We start from the raw sequence: 13,418 nt of genomic DNA on the forward strand, positions 1-13,418 counted from the left end.
AGGCGGATTGTTTTTTTGACGGCTCAGCCGAGGTCGAGGCCGACCAGCTTTGCGGAATTGTCGCGCACCATCAGGCGCACTTCGTCCTCGGAAAAGCCGAGGGCGAGCAACAGCTTGATTGCCTGGCGCATGCCTTCCACCGGCGAGGGATTATCCACCTGTCCGAGATCGGAGCCGATCGAGGAGTGTTCCACGCCGGCCGCAAGGATGTGTTCCTTCAGCTCGTCGGGGGAAAACACATTGAAGCGCGAATCGATATAGAGGCAGGCCGACTGCTCGATCAGCGCGCCGAACTGGGCCAACTCCGTGATATCCTGATAGGTGAAGTGCAGGCCGTACATCGGGTGGTTAACGAGAAGCCGCTTGACGCCGCGCTTCTTCGCCTCCTCGAACAGCTTCCAGATCTCGTAGATATGCAGGTGCCCCGATGACAGGATCGCGTCGAACGCGGCGATCGAATCGAGGATCTCCTTCACCACATCGAGAATGTCGCCATAGGCATCGAGCACCGTGATCCCGGGCGATTTCTTGAGCTGGACATTGGAGGCAAGCCGGGACTTGCGGTGGGAGGAGCGGATGTGGTTCGCAGACTGCGCCGTTGGCATCCACACCAGCTTGGCGCCCTGGTTGAGCTGGGCGTCCACCACATAGGGGTTCAGCCCGCCGGTGGTGTTGTTGAGCACCAGCCCGCCATACATCGCCACGTTCAGGTGGCCGAGCACGCGCTCCATGATCGGCAGGAAGGGGGCGACGGAATAGTGGTGATCCTTGAACATGATGCCGCGCATGCCGGCGGCTGCCGCCTGTTCCACGGCCTGGAAATGATCGAGCTGGCGCGCCATGGTGGAGGGGCCGGAATGGACGTGCAAATCCACCGCCCCCTTCATCAGCCCGTCAACGACGCCGTCATCGATCGTCGCCATCAGCGCGCGCGCCTTCTCCCTGTTCTCCGCCCCAACGTCTGCCATGCCAGTCTCCTTGTCTTGCTGGAAAAAGGTATAGGGCTTGACAATTTGCGCCGACAACGCGCAAACCCATATCGTTTCGACAGACGAAACGTCGCTGACCGGGAGGAGAAGGTGAGCATACGTTCGATTGAGCGCGGCCTGCGCGTGCTGCAGGAAATGAACCTGCAACCCTACACATCCATCGCCAGCCTGCACGAGCGCACCAAACTGCCGAAGCCGACGCTGGTGCGTATTCTGAAGACGCTGGAACAGGCGGGCTATGTGGAGAACGATCCGCGCGTGGGCGGCTATCAGCTTTCCGCACTGGTGGCCTCTCTCTCGTCGGGCTATCACAAGGAGCCGATGGTGGTGGAGGCTGGCCGCCCCTGGGCGGTGGCCGTCACCCGCAAGCATCAATGGCCGGTCTCGATCGCGCTTCTGGATCGCGATGCCGTGGTGGTGCGGTTTTCAACCGTGCCGGACAGTTCCGTTTCGCCGTTCCACAAAACCGTCAACATGCGCCTGCCGCTGATCACCCGCGGGCTCGGCCTTGCCTATCTCGCCTTTGCCGAGGAGGAGGAGCTGGGGCTGATATTGCGCATGCTGCAGACCTCGGAAGACCCCGAAAACGAGCTTGCCCGCAACCCGGAAAAGATGAACCGGCTGGTCGCGATGACAAAGGCCAGGGGGTATGCCACCCGCGCCACCCATGTCGAGCCGCGCAATTCCGATACGCTCGCCGTGCCGGTCTTCAACGATTCCGGCCGCGTGGTCGCCAGCCTCGGCCTCACCTATTTCCGCTCCGCCTTCTCCTCCCACCGCGAAGCCTGCGACCGCTACGCCCCGGTGCTGAAATCAGCGTCGAAGGAGATCACACGCGATCTGACGCGGTTGAAGAGCAGTGCGCTGGTGTGAAAATTGCGAGAGAACTGCGACTCGCCGGAACACGACCCAAAAAACCGGGCTTGGCTCGATAAATGAAAAGATAAAATCTGGTGCCGCTTACGTGACTCGAACACGTGACCCCATCATTACGAATTGTTTTTCGCAATTATTTCAGTGAGTTAGACATCCTACTATTTGGTTGGACGCCATTGCACAAGCCTTTGGCCAGAATCCACTTTCAGGAGTTGAGCGATAGCATGGGGTATCACCTTGTTGCCACCTCTTTGATCCCGCGCCACTACTAGAAGCCTACAACTCACCGCGTACCCTACTAATTGGCGCGGCACCGGCCGGACCTCCCCCCATCAACGGCACTGACCGTTTGGGCCGGGGGTGGGAGTCCATGGGCGCCGGGATGTCCTGGTGTCTTTGGGCTCTTGATCTTGATCTTGATCGTGGTTTGGGTAGGGTCGCCAGGTCCGATTACGAAAGGATCACGTGACCATAGTCGCATGCTTGAACTCGTAAGTATCTCTTACAAGTTGCTGCGTGTGAATTTCCTAGAAGAAGCTGTTGCACGCCTTGCAGCATCTGACGGGATGGCGCACGTTCCTTCGTCCACGAAGGTCGGGTGTCGAGGCGGCATTTTTTGTGGATTGCGGGCAAGTCATTTGCGATAGATGCATGAATAATTTCTGAGCTGATTTAGCGCTGGGGGGCGATATGAGACCGGATAAACTTTCCATCCACGACCTTTTTCAGAAAGAGCGCAGATATACCGTTCCGCTTTACCAGCGCGCGTATGTGTGGAACGAGGATGAACAGTGGCAGCCCCTCTGGGATGATATAGAGCGGCAGGCGGACGCGTGCCTCGCAGCCGATAACGGCGTTCCCCGTCGATCACACTTCCTTGGGGCGGTTGTCCTCAACGTCCAAAAGATCGTTGGTAGCGCTGTCGCTCGTTCAGAAGTCATTGATGGACAACAGCGGCTAACGACTTTGCAGATTTTCGTGGCGGCATTGCGCGACTTTGCTGCTGCGACAGAATCCGCCCACGCGAACAAGCTCAAACGCCTGACAATTAACGAGGATGAGAAGCCCGGCTCGGAAAGCAGTTTTAAGGTCTGGCCCACAAATACCGATCGGTCACTGTTCCGTTCCATTATGATGGCCGGCGGAACGGACGCATTGCTCAAACAGCATGGTTTGACGCAAAAGAGCGAGTTGCCACGATTGATCGGCGCTTATTCGTTTTTTCGACGCCAAGTCGAGAGCTACGCTTCATCTTCCGATAGCGACGAAAGAGACAGACGTATTTTCGGGCTGTTGCAAGCGTTGCGAACCGGGTTGCAGCTTGTCGTCATAGAGCTCGAAGACAACGACGATCCGCAAGTCATCTTCGAAACTCTGAACGCGCGCGGCCGACCACTTCTGCCGTCCGATTTGATCCGCAATACGATATTTCATCAGGCGTCAGTTGATCCTGCGCACAGTGGCAATCCGAACTATGCCGACGAATTGTATGAGACCTATTGGCGACCTTTTGACAATGATCGAACGCCTGTCCCGGTCAACGGGGAAGACCGGTATTGGCATATAACTGAAAGGCAGGGCCGACTGACGAGGCCACGCATTGACCTTTTCATTTTCCATTTCCTCGTAATGCAGACTGGACGTGAACTTTCCATCGGGCACATTTTCCAGGAGTTCCGCGATTGGCGTGACCAGTCGGGCCAAAGCCTCGAAGGTTTTCTCGGCGAGCTAAAGCGCTACGCGGTTATTTTTCGAGGGCTGATCTCGCCCACAGGCGCAGATCAGGTGGCACTTTTTGCGGGCAGGTTGCGATCTCTCGATACAAGCACCGTGTACCCGCTATTGCTCTATGTGCTCGGACTCCCGGCAGAAAAGCTAAGCCCCGCTGATCGCAACCAGATCATTGCTGACGTGGAAAGCTGGTTGATACGGCGCTTTGTCTGTCAACTCACGAACAAGAACTACAATAAGTTCTTCGTTTCGCTGCTTGCGAAGGTCAGAGAAGTTGCCGGAGCAGAAGCTCCCGGTACTGATGATAAATCCACAAGCGAAAAATTGGCTTCCACTGTTCGCGAAGAGCTTACGAGGTCGGATGACGTGACCGTTCGTTGGCCAAATGACACTGAATTTGAGAAAGGCTGGCTGGAGAAACCCACATATGTGAAATCCCGGCCGGATCGAGCAGTTATGCTTTTGACGGCCATCGATAACGCAATGCGTACCAACAAAAATGAGTACAAGCATGCGCCCGAGAACGTGAGCGTTGAACATTTGCTGCCTCAGCAAGGCAGCATAGCGGACTACCCTTACCCAGCCGAGCCGACAGAACCGGATGGGTTAACCCCCGAGGCAAGAAGGCAAAACGCCATGCATACCGTCGGCAATCTGACCTTGTTGACCCAAGCACTCAACTCGTCCGTCAGCAACGGGCCATTTGTAAAAAAGCGACCAGCCATAGCGTCGAACAGCGAGCTTCGTCTCAACGCCCGGTTCCAAGATCACGAAATTGCGCAATGGCTGGAGCCCGAAATCACCGAGAGGGGGCGTGAACTATTCGTTCATGCCAAATGCCTCTGGCCTTTCCCCGCATCATCTAGCTAAGCGCTTGAATGCTTTCCGGTGCGGTCAACTCGCGAGGCTGCGCTAAAGGATTACGGGTCTAAAAATCGACTCTGGCGAAATCAAGCTGGCGGCAGCGATGCCTTTGTCTGGGTTTGACATTCGCAGCCCGTATCCCTTTTCAAGCCACGGTAAAATTTCCGTCTCGTTGGCTAACCGAACATAGTCATTCTCGAAGCGGGACTTCGATACGACATAGCAGCCGTCATCGTGCTTATGAGGGAACAGTAGCTCCCCCAATTTTGCCCCCCGGCTGACGAAGGCGTGCAGTCCATGCTTGGCCAATCAAAATTCCCCGCGTGTTTTTCTATTACTGTTATCGATCATTCTGCCCCTTTGCCTTCCCGAACACGCCGGAAGATTTCGAGCGCAAGATGCTCGTGCGCAGCCGAACGAAACTCCTTGTCGGTCATCACGCGCGAGAAGATTTCCTCGTTGCCTTCCATGCGGTCGATGAACAATTCGTCCAGCATCCGTTCCAGATAGGAAGAGAAGTTGGCGAGGTTGTTCGCCTTGGCGGCTTCGACGATTTGGTCGTCTTCTTCCGCGCTCGCACGTATCTGATCGAAAAAGAACTGGTCGGCTTCGGTAAAATTGGTGCCGAAGCGCTCGTTCAGCTTGGAAACCAGCGTTGAAAGCGCAATCGCCTCCTCGCTGAATCCTCCCGTTCCGACATCCGTCGGTCCTTTGAGCGGCGCAGCTTCGCCATAGCCGAGGTCGATTGATCCTTCGGTCATCTGTTGGAGGCGGAAGAAGCGGAGTGCGACTTCGTCGTCCAAAGCGAAAGCTTGGCCGTCGCCGGGAGGCGGTAGCTTGGCGATCAGATTGCGGACGAAGGCGTACAGCTTTTCAAGATCGCTGTCCTGATAGGGGATGATCTGCGAGAGGAAAGCATAGAGGTTGCGGAAGGCGGTCAGTTGGCCGCGAAACTCGTCCTGTTGCTGTTCTTCCCTCTCGCCAAATCTCTGCACGACCGCGTCGAGCACCGCATTCATCAGGCGGTGGTCGGTAGCAGAGTGATCGCGCTTGCCGCGATACCACACCTCAGCGAAAGCATTGACGTCGTCGGGCGCGAAAATTGCCCATTCCAATAGCTTGTGCTGCAATTCCGAAAGCCGGTGAGGATCGGCATTCTCGCCAATCGGCGTCACCTCGTAGTAGGGCTTGAATGCCTTGTAGATATCGTCTTCCTCATTGGCGAAATCGAGCACGAAGGTGCGCGCCTTGCCGGGAGCCATTCGGTTTAGCCGGGAGAGCGTCTGTACGGCTTGAACGCCTGCCAAGCGCTTAACCACGTACATGGTCTGCAATAAGGGCTGATCAAAGCCGGTTTGATATTTCTCGGCGACCAGGAGCACGCGGTAATCGTCGCGCTCAAAGGTTTCGGGCAACTCGCTTTCGGCTAAGCCCTCGTTCATAGAAACCTCGGTGTAGGACGCGCCGGGGTCTTCTGGGTCCTCGACCGTACCTGAAAAGGCCACCAATGACCGAATGCCTGTATAGCCGTTGTTCCTGATATAGCGGTCGAAGGCCAGCTTGTATTTGACGGCGGCGAGGCGTGAGCCGGTGACGACCATAGCCTTAGCCCGCCCGCCAAGCTCGTGCATGACATAGAGCCGGAAATGCTCCACGATGACCGATACAACTTGCTCGATATTGACCGGATGCAGTTCAAGATAACGGGTCAGCGCCTTTGCCGCCTTCTTGCGCGGCACTTCGGGGTCGTTCTCCACCTGTTTGATCAGACCGAAGAAGCGCTTGTAGGTCGTGTAGTTTAGAAGCACGTCCATGATGAAGCCTTCTTCGATGGCTTGCCGCATGGTGTACTCGTGGAACGGCGGTGTGCCTGACGGTCCCGGCTCGTCAAACAGCACCTTGGTTTTGAATTTCGGGGTCGCGGTGAAGGCGAAAAACGAGAGGTTTGGCTGACGGGCGCGCTTCAGCGCATCTCGCAGCATCGCCGCCTTGGCCTCGTCGGAAAGGTCGCTGTCCTCTTCGTCGGACATCTGTGCCGCAATCGCGGCCTCAATGCCATCCTTGTTCAGCATCCCCTTAAGCGCGGTGGCGGTCTCGCCACTTTGCGAGGAATGGGCCTCGTCCACAATCACGGCGAAGCGCTTGCCTGCCGTGTCGATCTTCACACCTGTACCCTTGCCTTCGAGGGTAGACAGCGCTTGCGAGATGAACGGGAATTTCTGAATCGTCGTGATGACAATCGGCGTGCCCTGAGACAGGGCACGAACAAGTTGCTGGGTGTCTTCGTCGATCTTCTCGACCACCCCGGTCTTGTGCTCGAATTGATAGATGGTGTTCTGCAATTGCTGGTCGAGCACGCGGCGGTCGGTAACGACCACGACCGAATGAAACACCTTCTCGTCGTTGGCGTCGTGCAGGCTTGCTAGCCGGTGCGCCAGCCAAGCAATAGAGTTGGATTTCCCCGATCCTGCCGAGTGCTGGATAAGGTAGTTTCGCCCTGCGCCGTTCTCGCGCGCATGGGTGACGAGTTTGCGTACCGCGTCGAGCTGATGGTAGCGCGGAAACATCATCGCTTCCTTGTGGATGGTACGCACGCCCTTGTCGGTCTTGACCTGCCGCTCCTTTACTTCCAGGTGCATGAAGCGTTGGAGGATGTCGATCAGGCTGTCGGACCGTAGCACCTCGTCCCAGAGGTAATGGGTTTTCCAGTTTCCCTCGACAGGCGGATTGCCCGCGCCATGATTGTTGCCCCTGTTGAACGGGAGAAAAACCGTCTCCTTACCCTTGAGGCGCGTGGCCATCCACACCTCGTCCGGGTCCACCGCGAAATGCACCAGCGCACGTTTCTTGAAGGTGAACAGCAAATCACGTTCGTCGCGTGCATCGCAATATTGGCGCACGGCATCCGCCGCACGCTGGCCCGTCAGCGGGTTTTTCAATTCCGCCGTCGCTACGGGCAGGCCGTTCAGACTGATCGTCACGTCGATGATGCAGCGCCGGTTCTTTCCGTCCGCGTTTTTCATCACCGAGGTGAAGGCGACCTGCCGCGTGATGGTCAGCCGGTTGGCGGCATAGGACGCGGCAGCGTCGGGATTCATCCCGGAGTTGGGCCGGAAATAGGCCAGCCGGAATGTCTTGCCATAACATTTGAAGCCATGTCGCAGAACGTGGAGCGTGCCCTTGATTTCGAGTTCCTTGGCGAGGCAGTCGAGCACTGTCGCCTCGGTCTTGGCCCCCAGCAGTGCTTCAAGCTGCGCCCACTTCGCCGCCTGACTGTCTTTTAGGAAGCCGGTGACATCCGCTGGGAACAGCGCCAGCGTCTCGTTATAGGCGGTCGGCGACCGCGTGACATAGCCGCCCGCGCCGATCAGCCCGGCTTCAATAGCTGTCTCAAAGTCGCTTTCAGTATGGCCCGCCATCGTCAGGCCGCCGCCGCATGTATAAGTGCGTCGTCAATCTGGATGCCCGCTCCTTTCATTCGAGTTGCAAGCTTAACAGCGACCTCTTTCACATGCTCATTGAACTCCAGGTAGATGACGCCACTTACATCGGTAGGCATTTCCAGCGCGCCCTTTTTGAGTAGAACCATTCGTTCGCGTCCAAGCGATGCCAGAACCATTCCCAGTTCAAGAATAACGTTCTGCCTCGCGCGCGGTTGGCGGTCCTCGTCTGCTTTGGCCTTCGGGTAGCCATAATCGTCGGGTGTCATCAGAATAATGCCGAAAGCAGCCTCCTTATAAATCTGCTGCTCCAATGCCTCGATTAGCGTTTTGGTCTCTCCGTCGTTGTTCTGTAGAATATAGGGATCGAGACCCAGCCGCCGTAAGACCAGTTCAAGTTGTTCAAGTGCTCGTGTATCATGCCCGTGAACGACAAAAATCTTCGTCTTCCCGTCCTTGGCCTTGGGCGTTGTGGCGGCAGGCACAGCCATGCCAGCGGACGAAAAAATGGCTTCGAGTTCGGCTTTGGGTTCTGCCTTTCCCTGACATTGTACTGTTCCCTTATGCGGCCAGTAATTCAGGACTCCACTGCGCTGCGACCTGAACGAGACGCGTCCTTTTCCATCATCAGACCATTCGCCCTTTATGCAATGCGAAGCTACCAACTCTTTTAAGGCGTCTGGCCCGTCATGAAATTCAATTGCCATTCTATCCCCCAGCTTTCGTTCAACCGTGATAACGGCCAAGATTCGGGCAGCGGACGCCACCTTCATCAGCAGCACCATGCTCAAACCGTATTTACGGATTCATTCTCAAGATCATCAAGCCCGAGCGTTTCAATTTCATCATAGTGATAGTGACGAACAGACGGATCACGAGCCAGATATTTATTGTCCGCGTCGAGATAAGCGCCTGGATTGTTGTTCTCGGTCAGGACAAATTTCTTGACCTTCACCGGCCTGCTATCGCCGGTGTACTGGGCGACCACCTTTCGCAGGCAGGCGCACCAATGAAGCCCCGACTTTAGTTGGTCGATGATCGAGCCCGCATCGAGGCTCTTCGTCTTGAACTCGAACAGGTATGCCGTCACCTTCCGGTTGTAGCATTGGAAGACAACGAAGTCGCAGCGCTTGGACCACTCCTTGCCGTTGTCATCAAGGAAATGGAACAGCGCGTTGTTGCGTCCGTCGAGCTTGATGGCGAATGCTTTGCCTTTGTAGGGTAGCTTCACCTCACGGGTTGTCTTCTTGGTCTCGCCCTCACGGAAGTACTTCTCGCGGAGCACGATCTCGCCCCCAGCACCGCGATGAACTATGTACTCGTCGCTGATGTACGCCTTGATATGATCGAAGTAGCTGGACGCGTCGAGAGTCATGCAAGGTCAGCCATTTGACCAGTGACCGCGGCGGCAATTATCGCCGCGCGGTATTCAACCAGGAGGTCAAGGCTCCTCTCGACATCTGATGAACACGCCTCGTCCTTAGCCAGGCGTTCATTCAGCCCTGCCACGATTTCATCCTGTTCTGCAGCAGGAGGTAGAATTGTGAAGTATTTCTTTATTGCATCTACATTAACTCGCTTGAACGTCGCGCCTACTAATTCTCGATCTAATTGCTCCAAGCATGCCCTAGAATTTAGGAAAAACTCCAAGAATGCAGGGTTGATCTCTTTCGGCCGAATTAGGCAGAGATCCTGACCTAGACAAAGTGGAACTGCTGTCTTTACAAGCGCCGCCGAACCGACTGACGCGTTTCTGCTGTAGATAATGTCGCCAAGGTGAGGCTTCCGACCGCCATCGGACATCAGTGCAAATTCGTCATCACTGACCATCCGTTTGGTCGCATAGTCAATGCGAAACGGCTTCACCTCTGTCGTACTCACCAACGGGATACCGTCGTCAACGTATTCCGGCGTTCTGTGTTTACAATCGATAACGTTAGCAACGAAAGACAATCTCTTAATCTGCCAATGCGCCGGGATGTCGCCGAGCCAATCGATGCCAGAGGGCTTCATGGGGGCGCCGGGGTTGAGGCCCTTGGTGACGGCGCGGGTGATAAGGGCCTGACGCTTTTCAGCAAGCCGGTCCAGAAGCGCGCGCTTTTTCTCGATCAGTCCGTCGATCCGTGCCGTCTTCTCATCCAGAAACCGCGTAATCCGCTTCTGAGTTGCGAGTGGGGGCACCGGGATCAGGTGCTCAGAGTAGTAGTCGTACTCTAAGCTTTCGACGGTCGTGCCAGGTTTGCGCCACAGATGCAAAAGATCTGACTGCAAGCCTTCGACGTAGTAACGGAAAAAGTCCGAATCCACTACAGGACAAAGGCGCATCGCCTTTATGTCCTGATTTACTGTTACCGGCACCGAGTTGATCGCGACCGGTATTGTGTGTCTAAGAATGCCTGAACGGACAACCATGAGCACATGTCCAGGCTCCAGAAGCGATAGGTTCGTTTCCTCCAACGCTAACGCTGTAACGTTGTCTTCAGAGAGACTAATTCGACTAAATTTCATGTCCTTGGGCGAAACCCACGGAATGTCGCCGCCCCAAAATAGGTCATTCCCTGTCGCAGGAGTGCCACCACTGTAGAAGCGCTCGACAAGCATTTTGAAGCGGCGTTCTTGCCAGCCATCGGGAATATGCAAGTTTTCCGCTACTTCGTTTCCGACGATCATATCACCAAACCTTTAAGCAGCCCGGCAATTTCGCCTTCCAGTGCGCCGATGTCGGCTTCAATCTCGGCCAGCGGGCGCGGTGGTTTGTAGACGTAGAAATGCCGGTTGATCGGGATTTCGTAACCAATCCTAGTCTTGTCATAGTCAACCCAGGCGTCGGGAACGTGCGGTAGCACCTCTCGCAGCATGTAGGCGTCGATTGCTGGTCGCATTGCCTCAACGAGATGGCTGTTTGGCTTGTCCGGCCCGAAAAACATGGGCAGTTTCGCGCCCTTGTGCGCTGCATTCTCGGGTTTGCTGACAGCACTAAGGAATGCCCTGGGCATCTCGAATCTTTCCGGGAGCGGAATATTCTCGGTATCGCGCAACTCGCTGTCCGGTTCCGGCCTACCCTTGCTGTCGCGGCAAATCGCGGCATCCGTATCGCGCTCGCCCAGCGCAGCAAAGATCGCCTTCTTGATAGGAGCGGCGAGTTTCAGACCGGCGCGCTTAGCGGCGCGGGTCAGGTCGGCATCGAACGCCTCGCGATCCATGTAGCGACGTTTGGCCTCCAAAGTTGAAAGTAAGGCGCGAATAGCATCCTGTTTGGCGCGTCCAGCCGCTTCCTCGGCCTCGACTACGTTCGCATCCTTACGCTTCTTGGAGATAGCGAGATTGGCAAAAGCAGATTGGTCGTCCAGCCGGGCGATACGCTCGGGCGTCGCCTCGAAATTCATCCGCAGGGGACGCTCAACCGTCACCTTAAGGAAGCCGAATTCGCGGTTCTCAAAGATACGCGAGACGACGCGGGCTTCCTTCTTACCTGTCTTCTGGTCGATGACAACCTCGGCCTTCTCGCCGTCTTTGAAATTCCCATAGAGGCGCGTCAGATCATTGATCTGGTCATCGCTGATCTCATTGCGCTTGTTGTTGAGGCTCTTCTTCATCTTTTCAAAGAAGTGTGTGCCATCGATCAGTTGCACCTTGCCGCGCCGCTCAGGCGCTTTGCGGTTGGTGACGAGCCAGACGTAGGTGGAAATGCCGGTATTGTAGAAAAGCTGATCCGGCAACGCGACGATGGCATCGAGCCAGTCATTCTCGATGATCCAGCGGCGGATGTTCGATGGACCCGACCCGGCGTCGCCAGAAAACAGAGGCGAACCGTTGAAGACGATGGCAATCTTGGAGCCGGTCGCATCCTCGTCCCCCCGCTCGTAGGGGTGCATCTTCTCGATCATGTGCTGCAAGAACAACAGCGAACCGTCATTGATTGCGGGCAGGCCAGCGCCGAAGCGACCAGAAAAGCCCATCTCCTTGTGCTCGCGCTCAACGATCACTTTCTGGTCTTTCCACTCCACGCCGAAGGGCGGGTTGGCAAGCATGTAGTGAAAGCTGCTTCCCTCGAAACCGTCACGGGTCTTGCCGTCGCCCAGCGTGTCGCCAAGCACGATGTTCTTTGTGTCTTCGTCCTTAATGAGCATATCAGAGCAGCAGATTGCCCAGGACTCGTCGTTGTACTCCTGCCCGTGCAAGGCAAGGTTGGCTTGGCTGTTCTGACCGAGGATGAACTTTTCCGATTCGGACAACATGCCGCCCGTACCGCAGGCCGGGTCGTAGATGGTACGGAAAATGCCCGGCGTGTAGACGTCCTGCTCGCCCGTATAAACGAGGTTCGCCATAAGGCGGATGACCTCGCGCGGGGTGAAGTGGTCGCCGGCTTCTTCGTTCGCCTGTTCGTTGAAGCGCATCACCAGATGCTCGAACAGGTAGCCCATCTGCAAGTTGTCGATGCGATCCGGGTGCAGGTCCACATCGGCCATCGCCTTGACGATGGTGAAAAGCCGGTTGCTGGCGTCAAGCTTTTCGATCTGGTCGGTGAATTTGAACTTCTCGAAGATGGTCCGGGCGGTGGACGAGAATCCGTTGATATAGGCGACGAGGTTCGGCGCGATGTTTTCAGGATCACCTAGCAACCGCTCGAACGTGTACGGGCTGGTATTGTAAAGGGGATGCTTGCGATACGGATCGGCAGCGCGGCCGAGCAGGCGCTCCATCGCGCTTTCCGGCATGTTCTGCGCAGTAAGCTTTTCGTATTGTTTGAGAACCGTATCCTTGCTCGGCTCAAGAACGCAGTCGAGGCGGCGCAGAACGACAATAGGCAACATGACCAAGCGATATTGCGGCGGGCGATATGGTCCGCGCAGACGGTTCGCAATTTCCCAGATATGAGACTTTAACTGGTCATGGGCCTGAATATTCATTTAGGACTATACTTCTCGTGTTTTTGCGATCTGCCTGGCAGGACTAAATGGTTTGTTTAGCAGATAGAATCATTCAATCTGATTTGGTCAAGTTCTAACGGCTGGTTGCGGGATGAAAGAAGTCGTTTTTGCATGGTATGGGATTAGAGGGGCTCAATCGTTTCGCCGGGCTAAACTGAAACAGGTGTTGCTCATGTTCGTCCGCTCGCGCGTGCGCAGGCGTTGGATGGCGTTTCATCGTCTTTCCCGTCGATAGAATATTTTTCATAACTATCTGATATTGCTTGTATTTTCAAGTAATTCACGTTACCTTGAGTTGAGGCCAGAAGGAGGTCTCAATGCCAAGTTTACGTTTGACCCGCCGTGCGATTGACGAAATTCCTCATGCCGAGAGTGGGCAGGTTTTCTATCGCGATACGCTGCTGACCGGCTTCGGTCTGCGCGTTGGCACCCAATCCAAGGTCTATTACGCCGAGGGGCAGGTGAACCGGAAGACGCGGCGCGTCACCATCGGGCGGGCGGATATCTTCGCGCCCGAAGTGGCCCGCAAGAAGGCGCTGGCGCTCCTGGGCGAAATGGCCGAGGGGCAGGATCCCAACGCCGAGAAG

General features: G+C 56.0%; 8 protein-coding genes and 1 pseudogene. 3 read left to right on the forward strand and 6 right to left on the reverse strand.

Features of this window, described 5'->3' with window-relative positions:
- Window positions 1-23 precede the first annotated feature (23 nt).
- Window positions 24-968 carry a DUF6282 family protein gene (locus tag V6765_RS14365; protein WP_448429915.1) on the reverse strand — a complete coding sequence of 315 codons (945 nt, stop codon included), beginning with the start codon at window positions 966-968 and terminating at the stop codon, window positions 24-26.
- 111 nt (window positions 969-1,079) lie between these two features.
- Here V6765_RS14365 and V6765_RS14370 point away from each other — a divergent pair, with 111 nt between their 5' ends.
- Together V6765_RS14370 and V6765_RS14375 are read left to right on the forward strand one after the other, a co-directional pair.
- Window positions 1,080-1,862: a helix-turn-helix domain-containing protein gene (locus tag V6765_RS14370; RefSeq protein ID WP_448429917.1), complete on the forward strand. Its 783-nt coding sequence runs from the start codon at window positions 1,080-1,082 to the stop codon at window positions 1,860-1,862.
- Between the two features lie 693 nt (window positions 1,863-2,555).
- Window positions 2,556-4,466, forward strand: coding sequence for a DUF262 domain-containing protein (locus V6765_RS14375; protein WP_448429919.1), 1,911 nt, complete (start codon window positions 2,556-2,558; stop codon window positions 4,464-4,466).
- Between the two features lie 341 nt (window positions 4,467-4,807).
- Here the strand turns inward: V6765_RS14375 and V6765_RS14380 are convergent, their stop codons facing one another.
- The 5 genes from V6765_RS14380 to V6765_RS14400 are packed head-to-tail and all read right to left on the reverse strand — an operon-like array spanning window position 4,808 to window position 12,810.
- Entirely contained in the window at window positions 4,808-7,879 is a 3,072-nt protein-coding gene (locus V6765_RS14380; RefSeq protein WP_448429920.1) for a type I restriction endonuclease subunit R, read from the reverse strand.
- A 2-nt stretch (window positions 7,880-7,881) separates the two neighbouring features.
- A complete protein-coding gene (locus V6765_RS14385) occupies window positions 7,882-8,685 on the reverse strand; it encodes a TIR domain-containing protein (protein ID WP_448429921.1) in 804 nt (267 codons plus the stop codon).
- Between the two features lie 2 nt (window positions 8,686-8,687).
- Window positions 8,688-9,275 (reverse strand): hypothetical protein, encoded by a 588-nt coding sequence (locus V6765_RS14390; protein WP_448429923.1) that lies wholly within the window; start codon window positions 9,273-9,275, stop codon window positions 8,688-8,690.
- Window positions 9,272-10,570, reverse strand: coding sequence for a restriction endonuclease subunit S (locus V6765_RS14395; RefSeq protein ID WP_448429925.1), 1,299 nt, complete (start codon window positions 10,568-10,570; stop codon window positions 9,272-9,274). Before V6765_RS14395 ends, V6765_RS14390 begins: the two co-directional genes overlap by 4 nt.
- Window positions 10,567-12,810, reverse strand: coding sequence for a type I restriction-modification system subunit M (locus V6765_RS14400; RefSeq protein ID WP_448429927.1), 2,244 nt, complete (start codon window positions 12,808-12,810; stop codon window positions 10,567-10,569). The genes V6765_RS14395 and V6765_RS14400 overlap by 4 nt, the downstream gene beginning before the upstream one ends.
- A 338-nt stretch (window positions 12,811-13,148) precedes the next feature.
- Here V6765_RS14400 and V6765_RS14405 point away from each other — a divergent pair.
- Window positions 13,149-13,415 (forward strand): annotated as a pseudogene (locus tag V6765_RS14405) (integrase arm-type DNA-binding domain-containing protein); the annotation flags it as partial.
- Window positions 13,416-13,418: the final 3 nt, after the last annotated feature.

This window comes from Martelella sp. FOR1707, assembly GCF_053484265.1.